The organism is Microbacterium sp. (assembly GCF_046295495.1).
Lineage (GTDB): Bacteria > Actinomycetota > Actinomycetes > Actinomycetales > Microbacteriaceae > Microbacterium.
In genome coordinates, this window is sequence record NZ_JBKBNC010000004.1 from 27,385 (window position 1) to 46,005 (window position 18,621).

At 69.8% G+C, this 18,621-nt stretch carries 20 protein-coding genes and 3 tRNA genes; 17 read left to right on the forward strand and 6 right to left on the reverse strand.

Features of this window, described 5'->3' with window-relative positions; genetic code table 11:
* Positions 1-117 precede the first annotated feature (117 nt).
* The 3 genes from ACK4LS_RS02725 to ACK4LS_RS02735 are packed head-to-tail and all read left to right on the forward strand — an operon-like array spanning position 118 to position 3,231.
* Entirely contained in the window at positions 118-1,428 is a 1,311-nt protein-coding gene (locus ACK4LS_RS02725) for an extracellular solute-binding protein (RefSeq protein ID WP_409712837.1), read from the forward strand.
* Positions 1,429-1,480: 52 nt separating this feature from the next.
* Entirely contained in the window at positions 1,481-2,413 is a 933-nt protein-coding gene (locus tag ACK4LS_RS02730; protein ID WP_409712839.1) for a carbohydrate ABC transporter permease, read from the forward strand.
* On the forward strand, positions 2,413-3,231 hold the full coding sequence (locus tag ACK4LS_RS02735) for a carbohydrate ABC transporter permease (protein WP_409712841.1): 819 nt from the start codon (positions 2,413-2,415) through the stop codon (positions 3,229-3,231). Before ACK4LS_RS02730 ends, ACK4LS_RS02735 begins: the two co-directional genes overlap by 1 nt.
* A 214-nt stretch (positions 3,232-3,445) precedes the next feature.
* Here the strand turns inward: ACK4LS_RS02735 and ACK4LS_RS02740 are convergent, their stop codons facing one another.
* Both ACK4LS_RS02740 and ACK4LS_RS02745 read right to left on the reverse strand, forming a co-directional pair.
* The gene (locus ACK4LS_RS02740; RefSeq protein ID WP_409713029.1) at positions 3,446-5,452 is read right to left on the reverse strand and encodes an MDR family MFS transporter; all 2,007 of its coding nucleotides are present in this window, start codon (positions 5,450-5,452) and stop codon (positions 3,446-3,448) included.
* A 678-nt stretch (positions 5,453-6,130) separates the two neighbouring features.
* A complete protein-coding gene (locus ACK4LS_RS02745) occupies positions 6,131-6,295 on the reverse strand; it encodes a hypothetical protein (protein WP_409712843.1) in 165 nt (54 codons plus the stop codon).
* A gap of 140 nt (positions 6,296-6,435) precedes the next feature.
* Between ACK4LS_RS02745 and ACK4LS_RS02750 the strand changes: the two genes are divergently transcribed.
* From ACK4LS_RS02750 to ACK4LS_RS02770, 5 genes are all read left to right on the forward strand, one after another.
* Positions 6,436-6,864: a hypothetical protein gene (locus tag ACK4LS_RS02750; protein WP_409712845.1), complete on the forward strand. Its 429-nt coding sequence runs from the start codon at positions 6,436-6,438 to the stop codon at positions 6,862-6,864.
* Positions 6,865-6,944: 80 nt separating this feature from the next.
* A complete protein-coding gene (locus tag ACK4LS_RS02755) occupies positions 6,945-7,223 on the forward strand; it encodes a hypothetical protein (protein ID WP_409712847.1) in 279 nt (92 codons plus the stop codon).
* A gap of 102 nt (positions 7,224-7,325) precedes the next feature.
* A complete protein-coding gene (locus ACK4LS_RS02760; RefSeq protein ID WP_409712849.1) occupies positions 7,326-7,871 on the forward strand; it encodes a hypothetical protein in 546 nt (181 codons plus the stop codon).
* Positions 7,868-8,041, forward strand: coding sequence for a hypothetical protein (locus tag ACK4LS_RS02765; RefSeq protein WP_409712851.1), 174 nt, complete (start codon positions 7,868-7,870; stop codon positions 8,039-8,041). The genes ACK4LS_RS02760 and ACK4LS_RS02765 overlap by 4 nt, the downstream gene beginning before the upstream one ends.
* Positions 8,038-9,057, forward strand: coding sequence for a diacylglycerol/lipid kinase family protein (locus ACK4LS_RS02770; RefSeq protein WP_409712853.1), 1,020 nt, complete (start codon positions 8,038-8,040; stop codon positions 9,055-9,057). The genes ACK4LS_RS02765 and ACK4LS_RS02770 overlap by 4 nt, the downstream gene beginning before the upstream one ends.
* Positions 9,058-9,198: 141 nt before the next feature.
* Here the strand turns inward: ACK4LS_RS02770 and ACK4LS_RS02775 are convergent.
* The 3 genes from ACK4LS_RS02775 to ACK4LS_RS02785 all read right to left on the reverse strand — a co-directional run bounded on the left by ACK4LS_RS02775 (position 9,199) and on the right by ACK4LS_RS02785 (position 9,511).
* A tRNA-Phe gene (locus tag ACK4LS_RS02775) sits at positions 9,199-9,271 on the reverse strand.
* A 64-nt stretch (positions 9,272-9,335) separates the two neighbouring features.
* Positions 9,336-9,409, reverse strand: a tRNA-Asp gene (locus ACK4LS_RS02780).
* Positions 9,410-9,438: 29 nt separating this feature from the next.
* Positions 9,439-9,511: transfer RNA gene (locus tag ACK4LS_RS02785), tRNA-Glu, on the reverse strand.
* Positions 9,512-9,724: 213 nt separating this feature from the next.
* On the opposite strand from ACK4LS_RS02785, the gene ACK4LS_RS02790 reads away from it, so the two are divergent.
* Positions 9,725-11,167 carry a M23 family metallopeptidase gene (locus tag ACK4LS_RS02790; protein WP_409712855.1) on the forward strand — a complete coding sequence of 481 codons (1,443 nt, stop codon included), beginning with the start codon at positions 9,725-9,727 and terminating at the stop codon, positions 11,165-11,167.
* Positions 11,168-11,224: 57 nt separating this feature from the next.
* Here the strand turns inward: ACK4LS_RS02790 and ACK4LS_RS02795 are convergent, their stop codons facing one another.
* Positions 11,225-11,758: an inorganic diphosphatase gene (locus ACK4LS_RS02795; RefSeq protein WP_409712857.1), complete on the reverse strand. Its 534-nt coding sequence runs from the start codon at positions 11,756-11,758 to the stop codon at positions 11,225-11,227.
* Positions 11,759-12,050: 292 nt separating this feature from the next.
* Here ACK4LS_RS02795 and tilS point away from each other — a divergent pair, with 292 nt between their 5' ends.
* From tilS to ACK4LS_RS02835, 8 genes are all read left to right on the forward strand, one after another.
* Complete coding sequence (gene tilS / locus ACK4LS_RS02800; RefSeq protein ID WP_409712859.1) at positions 12,051-13,052, forward strand: tRNA lysidine(34) synthetase TilS; 1,002 nt, start codon at positions 12,051-12,053, stop codon at positions 13,050-13,052.
* Between the two features lie 23 nt (positions 13,053-13,075).
* Complete coding sequence (gene hpt, locus ACK4LS_RS02805; RefSeq protein WP_298870759.1) at positions 13,076-13,627, forward strand: hypoxanthine phosphoribosyltransferase; 552 nt, start codon at positions 13,076-13,078, stop codon at positions 13,625-13,627.
* A 154-nt stretch (positions 13,628-13,781) separates the two neighbouring features.
* Positions 13,782-15,785 (forward strand): ATP-dependent zinc metalloprotease FtsH, encoded by a 2,004-nt coding sequence (ftsH, locus tag ACK4LS_RS02810; protein WP_409712861.1) that lies wholly within the window; start codon positions 13,782-13,784, stop codon positions 15,783-15,785.
* Positions 15,786-15,791: 6 nt separating this feature from the next.
* Positions 15,792-16,379, forward strand: coding sequence for a GTP cyclohydrolase I (folE, locus tag ACK4LS_RS02815; protein WP_409712863.1), 588 nt, complete (start codon positions 15,792-15,794; stop codon positions 16,377-16,379).
* Positions 16,376-17,167, forward strand: a complete 792-nt coding sequence (gene folP / locus ACK4LS_RS02820) for a dihydropteroate synthase (RefSeq protein WP_409712865.1) — start codon at positions 16,376-16,378, stop codon at positions 17,165-17,167. The genes folE and folP overlap by 4 nt, the downstream gene beginning before the upstream one ends.
* Positions 17,167-17,535 carry a dihydroneopterin aldolase gene (folB, locus tag ACK4LS_RS02825; protein ID WP_409712867.1) on the forward strand — a complete coding sequence of 123 codons (369 nt, stop codon included), beginning with the start codon at positions 17,167-17,169 and terminating at the stop codon, positions 17,533-17,535. The genes folP and folB overlap by 1 nt, the downstream gene beginning before the upstream one ends.
* Entirely contained in the window at positions 17,532-18,059 is a 528-nt protein-coding gene (folK, locus tag ACK4LS_RS02830; RefSeq protein ID WP_409712869.1) for a 2-amino-4-hydroxy-6-hydroxymethyldihydropteridine diphosphokinase, read from the forward strand. The genes folB and folK overlap by 4 nt, the downstream gene beginning before the upstream one ends.
* Positions 18,056-18,541 (forward strand): DUF3180 domain-containing protein, encoded by a 486-nt coding sequence (locus ACK4LS_RS02835; RefSeq protein WP_409712871.1) that lies wholly within the window; start codon positions 18,056-18,058, stop codon positions 18,539-18,541. The genes folK and ACK4LS_RS02835 overlap by 4 nt, the downstream gene beginning before the upstream one ends.
* Positions 18,542-18,621 lie beyond the last annotated feature (80 nt).

An 18,621-nucleotide genomic window follows, 5' to 3' on the forward strand; every position in this document is an offset into this window, starting at 1 on the left:
GATAACTTTTCGCTTCCTGGTGCATTGTCGACCGCGAAATCACACCCTAATTTCCTAACTGTCGCCCGTCTTTCCGGGCGACAACCCGAAACCACCAACGAAAGAGTTAGTTCGAAGATGAACAGTCACATCGCTCGACGCATCGGCGCGATCGGCGTCGCCAGCGCGCTGATCATGGGTCTCGCCGGGTGCGCGGGAGCCAACGGGGGCGGCTCCTCGCGCCCCGAGAACGAGGTCCACCTCCTGGTGTTCAACGACGCCGCGGCCGAGGCGGAGATCGCCCTCGCCGAGAAGTTCAACGAGACCAGCGACGTCAAGATCATCGTCGACAAGTCGCCCGAGACCGAGTCGGTCGCCTACATCAACGGCGTCCGTCAATCGCTCGGCACCCCCGACGCCCCCGACATCTTCATGAGCTGGGGCTCCGCGCAGATCCAGGACTTCGTCGACTCCGGCGCGCTGCTGTCCTACAACGACTGGATCGACGAGACGCCGGCATTGCGCGACTCGTTCAGCCCCGCCGTCTTCGACCAGGAGGTCGTCGACGGCCAGGCCTACGGCATCCCGGTGCGCGGCACCCAGCCGGTCTTCCTCTTCAACAATTCCTCGGTGCTCGCCGCGAACGGCCTCACGCCCGCCGCGACGTGGGACGAGCTGCTCTCGCAGGTCGAGACGCTCAAGGCCGCCGGGGTCACGCCCATCGGCCTCGCCGGCGCCAGCCAGTGGCCCACGCTGATGTGGTTCGAGTACGTCTACGCGCAGACCGTCGGCAACGACAAGGTGGCCGAAGCCCTGGCCGGCGACACCTCGGTGTGGGACAGCGCCGAGAGCCGTGAGGCGCTCGAGAAGCTCCGCGAGCTGGTCGACGCGGGTGCGTTCGGCACCACGTTCGACTCGGTCGACTACGACAACTCGCCCGCGCTTCTGCGTACCGGCAAGTCGGCATACGAGCTCATGGGCACGTGGAACTACGCGGTCCAGGCGGGCGCTGATGAGGCCTTCGCCGACTCGACCCTGGGGTACTCGACCTTCCCCGCCTTCGGCTCTCTCCCCGAGGGACAGCTGGCGGGCAACGTCAGCAACTACTACAACGTGGCCGCGGACACCCGGTACCCCGACACGGTGAAGGCGTTCCTGCAGGAGCTGTACAGCCCGGAGTTCATCCAGTCCGAGCTGGCGCTGGGCAACCTGCCCACCACGACCGATGTGGGTGACTACATCGCCGCGGCCCCGGGTACGGAGTCGGCGAAGAAGTTCCTCGAATTCACCAACGACGCCGTCCAGGCCGCGCCGAGCTTCCAGCTCTCGTGGGACCAGGCGGTCCCCACCGCCAGCAAGCAGGGCATGCTCGACGCGATGAGCGGCTTCTTCAGCGGCACGCTGGATGCCGATGGATTCGTCTCGGCCATGCAGGGCCTGCAGTACTGATCCATTCCGCACCACCCCGACCCCCTCACCGACGCTGCAACGGAGCTCACCCGTGACTGTCCCCGCAAGGTCGGACGGGTCCACTCGCCGCCGGGGCGGCCTGCATCACGCAGGCCGTCCCGGCGCGCTGTGGGCCGCGCCCGCCGTCCTCTTCTTCGCCGTCTTCGCGTTGCTGCCCCTGGCCTACGCGGTCTATCTCTCGTTCACCAAGTACAACGGCATCGCCATCGCCGCTCCGCGCCTCGTGGGCGGGGAGAACTGGGCGCGACTGACCACCGATCCCGCCGTGCCCGAGGCTCTCTGGCTCAGCGTGGTCCTGGTGATCGTCGCCGTGGTCACCCAGACCCCCGTCGCGATGCTCATCGGCGTGTGGACGGCCGGTCCTCAGCGAGGGCGAGCGATCGTCGCCGCGCTGTACTTCGTACCCCTGTTGATGTCGGCGGCCGCGATCGCCGTGCTCTTCTCGGCACTGATCGACCCGAACTTCGGTCTGCCCGCCGCGCTTCCCTGGCTTTTCGGCGACGGCAACCTGCTGGGCACCTCCCCCTCGGCCATGGCCGTGGTGGCGTTCGTGCTCGCGTGGCAGTACGTGCCGTTCCACAGCCTCATCTACCAAGCCGCCGCCCGCGCGGTACCGCCGGTGCTTTACCAGGCGGCCGCGATCGACGGGGCCGGCACGGTGCGGCAGTTCTTCAGCATCACGCTCCCGCAGCTGAGCAACACCATCGTGACGTCGGTGATCCTCATGGTCGTGGGAACGTTCACCACCTTCGAGACCATCCTCATCATCACCAACGGCGGGCCCTCGGGCGGAACGACGATCCTGGCGTACCTCATGTACATCACGGGGTTCGGTGCGGCCGCCAACTACGGTTACGCCTCCGCCATCGCCGTCGTGCTCATCCTCATCGCGACCGCGATCTCGCTGGGCATGGTGCGTCTGACCGGATTCGACCGCATGCGCGGATCGCAGGAGGGCATCTGATGCGTACTCGTCCCAATGTCATCGGCGGCATCATCGCCGCCGTCTGGCTCGGCATCACGCTCATCCCGATCCTGCTCATGCTGCGTGCAGCGTTCGACACGCAGGAGGGCTACGCGCAGAACGGCCCCCTGTCGTTGCCGAGCACGATCACGCTCGAGAACTTCGCCGCAGCCATCGACGGCGGGTTCCTCCGGAACCTGGGGAACTCGGCCATCATCACGGCCGGCACGGTCGCGCTCGTGCTCCTCGTCGTCCCCCCGCTGTCGTTCGCGATCGTGCGCAGCACCTCGCGAACCGTGGCGAACTCGTTCCGGCTCATGCTGCTCGGCCTCGCGATCCCCGCGCAGGTCGTGGTGGTGCCGGTGTCGTACCTGATCATCCAGCTCGGGCTCAACAACTCCCTGCTCGGTGTGATCCTGCCCACGACGGCCTTCGCGATCCCCGTCTGCACCCTCGTGCTCACCGGGGCGATGCGCAACATCGGCGACGAGCTGTACGAGGCGATGGCGATCGACGGGGCGTCGACCGTGAGGATCTTCACGCGGATGGTCCTGCCGCTGTCGAAGGGCGGGATCGCGACGGTCATCGTGTTCGCCGCACTTCAAGCCTGGAACGGCTTCCTTCTGCCGCTCGTCCTCGCCCGGTCACCGGAGGTGACGGTCGCCACCGTCGCGCTGAACCAGTTCCGGTCGCAATACAGCGTGAACGTGCCGGGACTCATGGCGGCGGTGGTGCTCACGATCATCCCGATCCTGCTGGTCTACCTCTTCGCGCGCCGCGCACTGGTCGCGGGCGTCATGGGTATGGGCGGCAAGTAGCCGCTCGGAGCGTGTGCACCGCCCCGGTCACGACCTCCGTCGGCCCTCACCCCGCTTCTGCTCGAGCGAAACGGGGTGGGGGCCGCCTCGGTGCTCCCGCGCTCTCGACGACCCGATGCGCTGATGCCCGCGCCCCGTGCGAGGGAACCCGTGCGCGCGGACGGTGAGAGCCGCGCGGTGCGGGGGCGCGAACCCGCCCCCGCACGCTCGATGGTCACGGCGCGACGAGCGCGCCCGTCTGCGTCGCGGCCTCGGCGGCGCGCTTCTCCTCGTCATCCGCGCCGCGGCGCTCGTCGGCGGCCTCCTGCAGGGCGGACTTCGCGCGCAGCGGGGGCGTGCGGAAGAACAGCGAGAGCACGAAGGCCAGGAGCACCACGCCCATGGCGACCCAGTACACGGTCGTCGACGAGGAGTTGAACCCCACGAGGAAGGGCTTGGTCAGCCGCGCGTCGGCGCCCACGAGGAACGAGGTGTCGTCCAGCGTCGAGCCGCCGATCGAGCTGTTCTCGTCGCCCGCCGCGAAACGGTCCTCGAGCGTGGTCGCGACACCGTCGACGAAGGCTGCGCGGTCGCCGGCGTTCGAGAAGTCCAGGCTCACCGAGCCGTCGGCCCCGATGCGTGCGACCGGCACCTGCTGCTGGATCTGCGCGGTGGCCGCGGCGACCGCCTGCGAGACGGCGGCCTGCGTGGCCTGCTCCTGAGCGGCGGCCGGGATCTGCCCGGCGGCGACCTGCGCCGCGACGGCCTGTGTCGCGGCATCCGTCGCCTGCTGCACGCCCTGCTGCACCTGCTGGGTCACGGCATCCGTGGTCTGCGTGACGATCGGGGTGTAGATGCTCGACATGATCTGCTCGTTCGCCGGGGCCGAGGCCACGGCGGGGTCGAAGGCGGCGTCGAGCGCCTCGGTGAGGGTCGCGCGGTCCGAGAACGAGCCGATGATGTTCGAGGGCATGAGCGTGAACAGCAGCGACAGCAGCACCGCGGTGCCGAGGGTTCCGCCGATCTGGCGGAAGAAGGTCGAGCCGCTGGTGGCCACACCCATGTCGCGCAGGCCCACGGAGTTCTGGCTGGCGATGGTGAGCGTCTGCATGAGCTGGCCGAGACCCAGGCCGATCACGAGCATGGCGATCGCGACGTGCCAATAGGGACTGTCGTACTTCAGGAACGTCAGCAGGAAGAACCCGACCGACATCAGCGCGGTGCCCAGGATCGGGAACATGCGGTAGCGGCCCGTCCGCGCGATGATCTGGCCGCTGGCGATCGAGGCGATCATGAGGCCGAGGATCATCGGCAGCATCTCGAACCCGCTCTGCGTGGGCGAGGAGCCGAGCACCAGCTGCAGGTACAGCGGCAGCGTCAGCATCGCGCCGAACATGCCGAAGCCCACGAGAACGCCGATGACGGTGGCCATCGAGAAGGTGGGCGAGCGGAAGAGCTTCAGCGGGATCAGCGCGTCGTCTTTCATCGCGGTCTCGGCGATGACGAAGGCCAGGATGCCGAGGGCGCCGATGACGTAGCAGGCGATCGCGATCGGTGAGCCCCAGCCCCACTCGCGGCCCTGTTCGGCGACGAGGAGAAGGGGGACGAGCGCCACGATCACGGTCGTGGCACCCCACCAGTCGATGCGCACGGAGTGCCGCGGCTGGCGGGGGAGGTGCAGGAAGCGCCACACGATCGCGAGGGCGGCGATGCCGATCGGCACGTTGATGAGGAACACCCACCGCCAGCCCGTGATGAACAGGATCTGATCGGCACCGGCGAACAGGCCGCCCACCAGAGGGCCGATGACGCTGGAGATGCCGAACACCGCGAGGAAGTAGCCCTGGTACTTGGCGCGCTCGCGCGGGGCGAGCATGTCGCCCATGATCGCCAGGGGCATCGACATGAGACCACCGGCGCCGAGGCCCTGGATCGCGCGGAAGGCGGCGAGCTCGACCATCGAGGTGGAGAAGCTCGCGAGCACAGAGCCGACGATGAAGATCACGATGGCGATGAGGAACAGCGGGCGTCGCCCGAAGATGTCGGACAGCTTGCCGTAGATGGGCGTCGAGATCGTCGACACGATCAGATAGGCGGTCGTGACCCAGGCCTGCAGGCTGAGGCCCTGCAGGTCGTCGCCGATCGTGCGGATCGAGGTCCCGACCACGGTCTGGTCGAGCGCGGACAGGAACATGCCGGCCATGAGGCCGAAGATCACGAACATGATCATGCGGTGCGTCATGACCGTGTCGGTCGCGCCGGTGGCGCGGGCGGAGTCAGTGGTGCGGGATGCCGCGGGCGCGCGGCGACTGCGGGTGATGTCGGACATCGAGGCCTCTTCGTGAGAAGCCTGGCGGACGGCTCGGAAGGCTCAGTCGAGCGCCAGGTGTTTGCTAAAAGTCAACAAATAGTACCCCCGGCCCGGCGGTCTCCGCGACAACCCTCCCGGGCTCGTTCCGCCGCTGTTGACATCGACCTGCGCACGACGATGCGGTGACCTCGTCGGCGGTGCACCGGGGGCGCATCATGGCGAAGTGGGACGTCCGCGATCGCGATCGCCATCGCCTGCTCCTGTCGCCGCAGACGGGAGTGGAGTCTGCGCCGGCGTCGTCGCGGACCACCTCGGATTCTTTGGGCGGCGTTCTGGCGGGGTGGTCGGTCGCCGCCGTACGAGAAGAGGCCCGGCTGCCGGAGTGCTGCGGCATCAGGAGAAGACCGAGAAGGAGGGGGGAGTGGCCGGGAGTCGCGTCGGAAATCGCCGCCCGATCGCGATGTCACGCGAATCCGACGGCGGGCGTGCTTTTCATGTGGATCGCCGGGAGAGATTCTTGAAACGACCGTCGAATTCCCGGGGGTTTCGACGCCCGCGGAAAATGCGCACTCGCGGAATTCGCGGCCGGAGTGACGCGGGAAATGAGAGTCAGGTCGAATTGCGCGCGGCTCTGTTGCGGATCAGGCCGAAGATGATCGTGCCCACGAACAGCACGATTCCGATGATCGCGAGCCACAAGAGGCCCTCGAAGGCGAAGCCCACGATCGCGAGGACGGCCCACGCGACGAGGAGGATGATGAGTACGGTCCACATGATCGTGACTGTACGCCTACTATGGGAACGGTAGTCGCTTTTCAGAATTTCGCCCCGTATTCTCCACGGCGGGCGATCTCTTCGATTCGGCTTTGCGTGGAATTCCTACGCGAATCGGCGATGCAGAATTTGTGGGAAAAGTGGCACGTTTCTGGGAACATCTCTCTCACGTGATGTGGGGCCGCTCGAGCAGCCACGGAGACCTCCCCGACGTGCGCGACCTGCCCACTCGGAGCGTCGCGGTCAGCGGCACGCAGTATCTGGTGCACGACCGGGAGCGCCACGGGTCGGGAACGCGGTTGTACGTGCTGCGCCTGCGCCGCCGGGATCAGGGACGTGGACGCGTGCGTGTCTACTCCGACGGCCGGCTGCTGGGCCGTCTGTCGGGAGAGGTGTCCGAGGCGCTGACGCCCTCGCTCGAACGGGTGGGCCGTGCGGCCGTCGTCAACGGCTCGGGCACGAAGGCCGGCGGCATCCGTCTGTGGGTCGACGTGCCCACCTCCCGGGCGTTCGCGGCGTACGCCGAGGCGTGGGGCGATCCATCGAGCGTCGCCGTCGTCGATCGATAGGGCGCTCGCGCTCGGATCACGGATCGCGCGGATGGCAACCCCCGTCCGCAGCCGTCGGACGCGGGCTTACGGTCACCGCCATGTCCCAGACCATGCAACGCATCAGCATCAGTGTCAACGGGGACGTCCACCCGCTCGCCCAGGGCAGCGACGTGGAGGAACTCAAGCACGACGTCACGGAAGCGATCGACGCCGGTGGCCGCTTCGTGGAGATGACCGTCGTCGGCAACCGCCGCGTCAGTGCGCTCGTGACGGCGTCGACGTCGGTGACGATCTCCGTCGAGACCGTCGATTTCGACGCGAGGGACGACGGGGATGCCGCGGCGCCGTACGACGACGGCGGCGAGTACGGCATCTGACGGATGGCCGGGCGCCCTGCACGGATCGGGGGCCGTGGCAACGGGGTCCCGCAACGTGCTCCGCGGGTGTGTGGTCGGAGTTCACAACCGAAGGGCGGCGCCATGTCGGCTCGCAATACCATCGTCCGCAGCATGCACGACCTCGGCCTCGCCGCGTGGTTCGGCGGTGCCCTGATGGGGGCCGTCGGCCTCAACGGGGCCGCAGCCCTCGCGCAGGATCCGCCGGAGCGTCTGCGGCTGTCGTCAGCGGGCTGGGCGCGGTGGGCTCCGGTGCAGATCGCGGCGGTCGTCGTGCACGGCATCGGCGGCATCGGTCTGATCCTCGGCAACAAGGCCCGTCTGGCGGGGCAGCCCGAGGCGAGGACCAACACGGTCGTGAAACTCGCGATCACCGCTCTCGCGGGTGGTGCGAGCGTGTACGCCGGCATCCTCGGCGCGAAGATCTGGGGCCACGCCGACGAGGGCGCCGAAGGCGTCACGGAACCCGCCGAGACGGCATCCCCCGCTCTGTCGTCCGCCCAGAAGCAGCAGCGCATCGTGCAGTGGGCGATCCCGGCCCTCACGGGCGTCTTGATCGTGCTCGGCGCGCAGCAGGGCGAGCAGCAGCGTCCCGCAGCCGGCCTCCTGCACTCCCTCGGCATCCGATGAGCCCGGTACCCACCCCGCCGCGCCGCCCCTCCGGGCCGCCGGCGCCGGACGCCGACGGCGCCCCGGTCGACGACGACTCCGCCGCCTCGGCGGGGTCTGAATCGCAGGCCGAGGGGCAGGCCGCCATGGATGCCGCCGAGGACGCCGTGATCGACGAGTCGGTCCGGTGAGCGCGCCGTCACCGCTCTCGGTGCCGCCGCATCGGCCCGCGGAGGGCACGCTCAGAACCGCCGCCGTCGTCTACAACCCGACGAAGGTCGACATCGAGGCTCTGCGCGCCGCTGTCACCGCCGAAGCGGAGACGGCCGGCTGGGGAGAGCCGACGTGGTTCGAGACCTCGGTCGACGACGTGGGACAGGGTGTCACGGCCGAGGCCCTCGCGTCGGGGGTGGACCTCATCCTCGCCGCCGGTGGAGACGGCACCGTGCGCGCGGTCGTCGAGGGCGTGCGGGGTACGACCGTCCCGGTCGCTCTGCTGCCCTCGGGCACCGGCAACCTCCTCGCCCGCAACCTCGACCTCACGCTGAACGACCTCGAGCACTCCGTGCGCACGGCGTTCACCGGCGAGGATCGGCGCGTCGACCTCGGGGTCATCGACATCGAACGCGAGGACCGCTCGCGCACGCGTCACGTGTTCGTCGTGATGGCCGGCATGGGCATGGACGCCAAGATGATCGAGAACACCGACGACGACCTCAAGAAGAAGGCCGGTTGGGTCGCCTACCTCGGCGCGATCATCCGGTCGCTCCGCGATCCCGACGAGCTGCACCTGCGATTCCGGCGGGATGACGAGCGGCCGCAGCGGGCGACGGTGCACACCGTCATCCTGGGTAATTGCGGGTCTTTGCCCTCCAACATCCTGCTGATGCCCGACGCGGTCGTCGACGACGGTCTGCTCGACCTGTTGCTGATGCGTCCGGGCGGGGCGCTGGGCTGGATCCGGGTCTGGTGGAAGGTCGCCTGGACGAACGGCATCGTGCGCCGCACCGCGGCCGGTCGCGCGCTCGCGGGGGAGCGGCGCAACGACGGCGACCTGCATTACGAGACGACGACCCGCTTCACCGCGCGTCTGTCGCGCCCCGAGCAGATCGAGCTCGACGGCGACGCGTTCGGTGAGGCCACCGCCTTCCACGCATGGGTGGAGCCCGGCGCGCTCCGCGTACGGGTCCCCGCCGCCGAGGCCTGAGGCCGCCTGCGTCGGCCGTCCCCTTGATTCCGCGGGTGGGGGCGGTCGGCGGAGCTGGCGTCGGCGAGGCGGCGCGGGCATGCTGTCGCGCGCCGGAAACGAAAAAGGCCCTCTCCCAGTAGAAGCCTGAGAAAGGGCCAGTGGCTCCGACGGGCGTCGATCCCGTGACCTCACGATTTTCAGTCGTGCGCTCTACCAACTGAGCTACAGAGCCGAGCGACATGTCTGCCGCTTCCTAGACGAAAGGCCTCCTCGAAAGAAGGCCCATCGCTATGGAGCGACCCTGACGGGACTTGAACCCGCGACCTCCGCCGTGACAGGGCGGCACGCTAACCAACTGCGCTACAGGGCCATGCATGTTCAATTATAACCACCGGAAAGTGACCCCAACGGGATTCGAACCCGTGCTACCGCCGTGAAAGGGCGGCGTCCTAGGCCGCTAAACGATGGGGCCGGATGAGCCTGAAACCTTGCGATTCCATCCTCGCTTGCCGACGACCGAGCCTACTTCACAAATCTCGAGATTGCCAATCCGGGGCGTGGCGCTCCGTCGCTCGCGCGTGTCGAGGGCCCAGGATGGGGCGCGGAAGCGGGAACTCGCCCTGTTGTCCATGTGACTCGTGTTGCTACTGTGAGACGAGTTGCGACCGGTGAGAAGAGGTACCCCGTGACGCCCGAACCCCCCGACGGATCAGACGACTGTGGCTGCGCGCCCACGGCGAGCGAGCAGCGGCGTCTGTGGCCCACGTTCGATCGGCGGAGCGCTCTGAAGTACGGCGCGCTCGGCGCGGTCGCCCTCGGCGCGTTCGGCGCGGCGGCATCCGGATTCTCTTCCCCTGCCATGGCCGCCGACTACCCCTCGTGGGCCGATGTCGAGGCGGCGCGGGCCAACGAGTCCGCGAAGGCCGGGGAGATCTCCCGCATCCAGGGGCTGATCCAGGGGCTGCAGTCCGAGGTCGCGCGCACCCAGGCCGAAGTGGTCGCCCGCTCCGACGAGTACTACACGGCCCAGCAGGCCTATCTCGACGCCGACTACCGCGCGCAGCAGATCCAGGCGCAGGCCGACGCCGAGGCCGCCAAGGCGACGGATGCCGCGAACAAGGCCGGCAAGGTCGCCGCCCAGCTCTACCGCTCCGGTGGCGACGACACCTCGCTCGACCTGTTCTTCTCGGGCTCCGCCGCGACGGCCGACGACCTGCTCGCCAAGCTCGGCACGATGGACAAGCTCATCGAGCGAAACCGCTCGGTGTACGCCTCGGCCGTGACCGCGCGCGACTCGGCGAAGCAGCTCAGCAACCAGGCGAACGACGCGCGCGCCGAGCGCGACCGTCTGCAGAAGATCGCCGAAGAGAAGATGGTCGCCGCGCAGCAGGCCGCCCAGGCCGCTCAGGAGGCCCTCGCCGCGCAGCAGGCCAACCAGGTCGTGCTCGAGGCGCAGCTCGCGGCCCTGCAGGACACCACGGCCAAGACCGTCGCCGATTACCAGGCCGGCGTCGAGGCCGAGCGCAAGGCCCGCGAGGAGCGCGAACGGCGCGCCCGCGAAGAGGCCGAGGCCCGCGACCGCGCCGAGCGCGAGCGTCGCGAGCAGGAAGCCCGCGACCGCGAGAACGCCGCAGCCAACAGCGGCGGCGGCGGCGGTGGCGGCGGCGGCGGCGGCGGAAGCAGCAGCGGCGGTGGCGGCGGTGGCGGATCCGGCTGGGCGCGCCCGTCCTCGGCGGGGACGACGTCGGGCTACGGCCCGCGCTCGAGCCAGTGCAACGGCAGCTACTGCGCGAGCTCGTGGCACCTCGGTCTCGACTTCGGTGCCGGCTGCTACTCACCGATCTACGCCGCGTCGTCGGGCCGCGTGACCTACGCCGGCTACAACGGCGGTTACGGCAACTACATCCGCATCCAGCACGACGACGGCTCTGCCACGGGCTACGCCCACATCGTCAACGGCGGGATCTACGTCTCTTACGGGCAGCGCGTCGGAGCGGGCGAGCAGATCGCCGCGACCGGCCAGACCGGCAACTCCTTCGGCTGCCACCTGCATTTCGAGGTGTACCCGCCGTGGGGCGGCACAACGAACCCCGCGCCGTGGCTGCGCGATCGCGGCGTCTGGGTCTGACCCTGCGAACGAGAAAACCCCCGGTCGAGCGACCGGGGGTTTTCTCGTGTCCGAGGATCAGAGCGTGTTGGGAGCCTCGCCCGAGCCCTGCGTCTTGGTCTGCGCGTCGTGGTCGTCGAAGCGCGTGAACGCCTCGCCCACGAGACGCTCGGCCTCGGCGGCGCCGGCCCACTCGTCGACCTTGACCCACTTGTTGGGCTCGAGGTCTTTGTAGTGCTCGAAGAAGTGGGAGATCTCCTTCTTGGTCCACTCGTCGATGTCGTCGACGTCCTGGATGTGGTCCCAGCGCGGGTCCTTCGCCAGCACGGCCACGACCTTGTCGTCGCCGCCGGCCTCGTCGCTCATCTTCAGCACGCCGACCGGGCGCACCTTGGCGAGGATGCCGGGGTGCAGGTCGCGGTCGAGCAGCACGAGAACGTCGAGCGGGTCGCCGTCTTCGCCGAGGGTGTTCTCGAAGAACCCGTAGTTGGCCGGGTAACCGAACACCGTGTACAGGATGCGGTCGAGGTAGACGCGGCCGGTGCCGTGGTCGACTTCGTACTTCACGCGGCTGCCGCGGGGGATCTCGATGACGGCGTCGTACGCGCCCATACTCGTGCTCCTTAGATCTGTGGATTTCCGCGGCCCAGCCTAGTCGGGCCGCGTGCCGCGTCCTTCCCTGGCGCGACGGCGGGCTGTGATGGTCCGGCGGGGGAAGACGCGCCGTCGGGCTGCGGTGGTCCGGCGGGCTGCGACGCTCCGGTTGGACACGACGCAGGAGACACGCCGAAGCGGAGCCGGGGGCCCGCCGGATGCCGCACCCGGGCGCATCGCGCACAGAAGAACTCCTGCGTCGTGTCGTCGGGCCAATACCGTCGTGTCGTCGGACCAATACCGTAGAGGGATGGAACACCGCCCCGGCCTCGATCCGGCTGTCGCCGAGGTGCGCCGCGCCGTGCGCGCGATGCTCGAGCACTCCGAGGGCGCTGTGGTGGTCGCCCTGTCGGGCGGCGCGGACTCGCTGGCACTCGCGGCGGCGACGGCGTTCGAGGGCCAGCGGCGCGGCATCCGGGTCGAGGCCGTGGTGATCGATCACGCCCTGCAGCCCGGGTCGGATGCCGTGGCGGCGCGTGCCGCCGAGACCGCGCGCTCCCTCGGCCTCGACGCGCGAGTGGTCGTGGTGCAGGTGGAGGCGGGTGACGACGGCCCGGAGGCCGCGGCCCGCGCCGCGCGGTACCGGGGTCTCGCCCGCGCGGCGGCGCAGATCGGCGCCGACACCGTGCTGCTCGGGCACACGCTCGACGACCAGGCTGAGACCGTGCTGCTGGGCCTCGCCCGCGGCTCGGGCGGCACGAGCCTGGCGGGCATGCCCGCGCAGCGCCGGGATGCCACCGGGCCGACGTGGGCGCGGCCGCTCCTGGGCGTGCGGCGACGCACGACGATCGCCGCGTGCGCGGCCGAGGGGCTCGAGCCGTGGGTGGACCCGCACAACTCCGACCCCGCGTACGCACGGGTGCGCGTGCGCGAGTCCGTGCTGCCCGTGCTGGAAGCCGAGCTCGGTCCGGGCGTCGCCGAGGCACTGGCCCGCACGGCGGAGCAGCTGCGCGAGGACGCGGCGGCCTTCCAGGACATGATCGACGAGACGATCGAAGACATCGTCGAGCACGCCGAGGCGGGGATCTCGATCTCGGTCGCCGCTCTCGCGGCCAACCCCGCGGCGCTGCGCAATCGCATCGTGCGCTTCGTCGTCGAGAGCGAGTTCGGCGTCTCGTTGACGCGTGCGCAGACCCTCGAGGTCGCCCGCCTCGCCGTCGACTGGCGCGGCCAGGGCCCCATCGATTTGCCGGCGTGCGTGGCGCGTCGCGTCGGGGCGCGGATCGAGATCGTCGCGCGGACGGCATCTTGAACCACCCGACGTAGACTTTCCGAATGCGCGCGGCCGACATCTCCGACGACATCAGCGAAGTCCTCCTCACCGAGGAGCAGATCCACGGCAAGCTCGCCGAACTGGCCGAGCTCGTCGCGGCCGACTACGAGGGGCGCGACGTCGTTCTCGTGGGCGTGCTGAAGGGCGCGGTCATGGTCATGGCCGACTTCGCCCGGCACCTGCCCATGCACGTCTCGATGGACTGGATGGCGGTGTCGTCGTACGGTGCCAGCACGCGCTCGAGCGGTGTGGTGCAGATCCGGAAGGATCTCGACACCGACATCACCGGCAAGCACGTGCTGATCGTCGAGGACATCATCGACTCCGGCCTCACCCTGAGCTGGCTGCTCGAGAACTTCGCCTCGCGCGGAGCCGAGTCGGTCGAGGTGCTCGCGCTGCTGCGCAAGCCGGATGCCATGAAGGTCGAGGTCGACTGCCGGTACGTGGGGTTCGACATCCCCAACGACTTCGTCATCGGTTACGGCCTCGACTACGCCGAGCGCTATCGCAACCTGCGCGACGTCGCCGTGCTCGCACCGCACGTCTACTCCTGACCGCGCAGCCCGGCGGCCGCCCGTCGCTCCTCTCGCGGCGGCGCGGTGCCGTGTACGCCCACGACGAACGCACAGGCCCGGCATAGTCCGCGGGCGTTAGCCTGTTGCGACCGCGTTTCGGCGGAGGATCACGAAAGGGCTGGGCTCGCCCACCATGAATTTCAAGAAGATCACGCGCAATCCGATCGTCTACGTTCTGCTGGTCGGTCTGCTTCTGGTCATCGGTTTCTCCCTCATCTCCAACCTCAGCGGCGCCCGCCAGGTGTCGACGCAGGAGGGCCTGGAGCTGCTGAAGGGCGGGACCGTCACCTCGGCGACGACCAACGATCCCGACCAGCGCGTCGATCTCACGCTCTCGCAGCCCTTCGAGGGCGCGAACAACGTGCAGTTCTACTACGGCCAGGCCCGCGCCGACGAGGTCGCCAGCGCGATCGACGCCGCCGCCCCGTCCGACGGCTTCAACGACGTCGTGCCCAAGCCCAGCTGGTTCGACGGTCTGCTCGGCCTCCTGCTTCCCCTCGTGCTCCTCGGTCTCCTCTTCTGGTGGCTCCTGTCCAGCGCCCAGGGTGGCGGCAGCAAGGTGATGCAGTTCGGCAAGTCCCGCGCGAAGCTCGTGACGAAGGAGACGCCCACCGTCACCTTCCAAGACGTCGCGGGAAGCGACGAGGCGATCGAGGAACTCGACGAGATCAAGGAATTCCTGAAGGACCCGAAGAAATTCGAGGAGGTCGGCGCGCGCATCCCCAAGGGCGTGCTGTTGTACGGCCCTCCCGGAACCGGTAAGACGCTTCTCGCCCGCGCCGTCGCGGGAGAGGCCGGCGTGCCGTTCTACTCCATCTCGGGCTCGGACTTCGTCGAGATGTTCGTCGGTGTCGGCGCCAGCCGCGTGCGCGACCTGTTCAACCAGGCGAAGGAGAGCTCTCCCGCGATCATCTTCATCGACGAGATCGACGCCGTCGGCCGCCACCGCGGCGCCGGCATGGGCGGCGGTCACGACGAGCGCGAGCAGACGCTGAACCAGATGCTCGTCGAGATGGACGGCTTCGACCCCAAGGTCAACGTCATCGTGATCGCGGCGACGAACCGCCCCGACATCCTCGACCCCGCACTGCTGCGCCCGGGCCGCTTCGACCGCCAGATCGGCGTCGACGCCCCCGACCTCAAGGGCCGCCAGCGCATCCTCGAGGTGCACGGCCGCGGCAAGCCGCTGTCGGACTCCGTCGACCTCGAGGTGGTCGCCCGCAAGACGCCCGGCTTCACGGGCGCCGACCTCGCGAACGTGCTGAACGAGGCGGCCCTGCTGACCGCCCGCTCGAACGCGCAGCTCATCGACAACCGTGCGCTCGACGAGGCGATCGACCGCGTGATCGCCGGTCCGCAGCGGCGCACGCGCGTGATGAAAGACAAAGAGAAGCTCATCACCGCGTATCACGAGGGTGGTCACGCCCTCGCGGCAGCGGCGATGAACCACACCGACCCCGTCACGAAGGTCACGATCCTTCCCCGTGGCAAGGCGCTCGGATACACGATGGTGCTGCCCCTCGACGACAAGTACTCCGTCACCCGCAACGAGCTGCAGGACCAGCTCACCTACGCCATGGGCGGCCGCGTCGCGGAGGAGATCGTGTTCCACGACCCCACCACGGGCGCCTCGAACGACATCGAGAAGGCCACCAGCATCGCCCGCAAGATGGTCACCGAGTACGGCATGACGAACGAGGTGGGCCCGGTCAAGCTCGGCTCCTCCTCGGGCGAGGTGTTCATGGGTCGCGACATGGGCCACGGTCGCGACTTCTCCGAGCGCATCGCCGAGCGTGTCGACGCCCAGGTGCGTGCGCTCATCGAGCAGGCGCACAACGAGGCGTACCAGGTCATCAACGACAACCGCGAGGTGCTCGACCGTCTCGCGCTGGCGCTGCTCGAGAAGGAGACGCTCGATCACAACGAGCTCGCCGAGATCTTCACCGACGTCAAGCGTCTGACCCCGCGCCCGCAGTGGCTGTCGTCGGGCGATCGTCCCGTCTCGAACCAGCCGCCCGTCGCGGTGCCCCGTCGTCAGGCCCCGGCCGGGATCGCGGCCTCCACCGAGGCGGAGGCTCAGACCTCGGCGCAGGCGCAGCCCCGGCCCAGCGGACAGACGCGCCCGGCCACGGCCTGAGGCGCCGTGGCCGTCGATCGAGAACGCGTCGCGGCGCTCGTGCGCGAGCTCCTGGAGGCGATCGGGGAAGACCCCGATCGCCCCGGGCTCCGCCAGACCCCCGCGCGCGTCGCCGACTCCTGGGCCGAGTTCTTCTCGGGCGTGAACCAGGATGCCGGCGCCCCCCTGCAGCACACCATCTCGGTGTCGCGCGGGCCCGCGCCCGACACCCTCCCCTCCGGAGCGGTCATGCTCCGCGACATCGCGTTCCGCTCGATGTGCGAGCATCACCTGCTCCCCTTCCACGGCCGGGCGCACGTCGCCTACCTGCCCGGCGAGGAGGTCGTGGGTCTCGGCGCTCTGCCGCGGGTCATCGACATCCTCGCCGCCCGTCCTCAGGTGCAGGAGCGGCTCGGCGAGCAGGTCGCCGACGAGATCGCCTCCGCCCTCGACGCGCGGGGGGTGCTCGTGGTGCTGGATGCCACGCACGAGTGCGTCACGATGCGCGGCGGCCGCCAGCTCGATGCCTCGACCGTGACGATCGCCGCCCGCGGCGTGTACACCGACCCGGTCGCCCGCGCGGAACTCGTGGCCCTGATCGGGGCGCGCGCGTGACCCTCATCATGGGGATCGTCAACGTCACCCCCGACTCCTTCAGCGACGGCGGGCGCTACCTCGACCCCGACGTGGCGATCGCTCACGCCCGCTCCCTCCGCGCCGAGGGCGCCGACCTGCTCGACGTGGGCGGGGAGTCCACGCGCCCCGGCGCGCAGCGGGTCGCACCCCGGGTGGAGCAGCAGCGGGTTCTGCCGGTCGTGGAGGCCCTGGCATCCGAGGGGGCGGTCGTGAGCATCGACACCATGAACGCCTCGACGGCGGTGGCCGCCGTCCGCGCCGGTGCGCGCCTGGTCAACGACGTCTCGGGCGGGCTCGCCGACCCCGACATGCTCGCCGCCGTCGCCGAGACCGGCGCGGAGATCGCCCTCGGTCACTGGCGTGGGCCGTCGGCGGAGATGTACGCCCGGGCGGACTACGTCGAGGTCGGCCGCGACGTCGCCGGTGAGCTCGACGAGCGGGTGCGCGCGGCCGTGGCCGCGGGGATCGAGCGCTCGCGCATCGTGGTCGACCCCGGAATCGGCTTCGGCAAGCGCGGCGAGCAGAACTGGCAGACGCTGCGCAGCTTGCCCGCGCTCGTCGCCCGCGGGGATCGCGTGCTCCTGGGGACCAGTCGCAAACGGTTCCTCGCCGAGCTGCTCGGAGACGACGCCGACCTCGCCCGCCGCGATCTGGCGACCGCCGTGACGAGTGTGCTCGCCGCCGGTGCCGGCGCGTGGGCCGTGCGCGTGCACGATGTATCGACCACCCGCGACGCGCTCGCCGTCGCCCGCGCTTGGGAGGCCTGATGGATGCCGTCGACCACATCACCCTGACGGGGGTGCGCGCGTTCGGGTACCACGGCGTGTATCCCGATGAGAAGCGCGACGGACAGGAGTTCGTCGTCGACGCGACCGTGGTCCTGCCGCTCGCCCGCGCGGCCGAGACCGACGACGTGCGGGACACGGTGCACTATGGCGAGCTCGCCGAACGCATCGCCGCGGTCGTATCGGGGGAGCCGGTCGACCTGCTCGAGAAGCTCGCGTCGCGGATCGCCGACGACGTGCTCACCGATGAGCGCGTCGAGGCGGTCACCGTGACGGTGCACAAGCCCTCGGCCCCCATCCCCGTGCCCTTCGGCGACGTCGCGGTCACGATCACGCGAGGACGATCATGAGCGTGCGGCTGGCCCACGGCATCGGCGAGGCGCCGCGGTCGAGGGCGGTCGAGGCGGTCGTCGCCCTCGGCGCCAACCTGGGCGAGCGGGCGGAGACCCTCGCCGCGGCCGTCGATGAGCTGCGCGACCTGCCGCTCAGCTCCGACGTGCGGGTGTCCACGCCGATCGAGACGATCGCCGTCACCCTGCGGGGTGAGGACGACGACGCGCCCCGTTATCTCAACGCCGTCGCCGTGCTGCGCACACGACTGGCGCCGAGGGAGCTGCTCGCCGCCCTGCACCGCATCGAGGCGCGGCACGGCCGCGTGCGGCGGGAGCGCTGGGGCGATCGCACCCTCGACCTCGACCTCATCGCGTACGGCGACGAGACCGTCGAGCGCGACGACCTCGTCGTCCCGCACCCGCGCGCCCACGAGCGCGAGTTCGTGCTGGCTCCGTGGCTGGACGTGGACCCGGATGCCGAGATCCCCGGTCGCGGACGCGTCGACGCCCTGCTCGCCGCGCTCCGGGGAGGCTCCCGATGAAGCGCACGACCGCCGGCATCCTCGTGATCGCCCTCATCGTGGGCGGCGTCGTCGGGTTCGTCCTCGACACGATGCTCACGGCCACGGGACGTTCGACCTTCGCGCCTGCGGCGAGCCTGCCGACGATCCTGGCCCTCCTCGGTGTCGTCATCGTCGTGCTCGCGGTGCCCGTGCACCGGGCCACGCGCGGGCGCAGCGTGCGGCGGATCGACCCGTTCCGCGCCCTGCGCATCGCGATGCTGGCGAAGGCGTCGTCGCTGCTGGGCGCCGCCGCCACCGGTTTCGGTGTCGGACTTCTCGCATTCTTGTTCAGCCGCCCCGCGACGCCCTCGCTAGGCTCGATGGGATCGATCATCGCGACGGTCGTGTGCGGAGTCGTCCTCGTCGTCGCGGGTCTCGTGGCCGAGCAGTTGTGCACCATCCGGAAGGACGACGATGACGACACCCCCGGAGACACCCCCGCAGGACCCGTCGGGATCTGAACCTCCTCTCGCCGGATCCGCGCCCTTGCGTTCCGACGCGCGGCGAGCGGATCCCGCGGGCCGGGCGGCGCGCGATGACG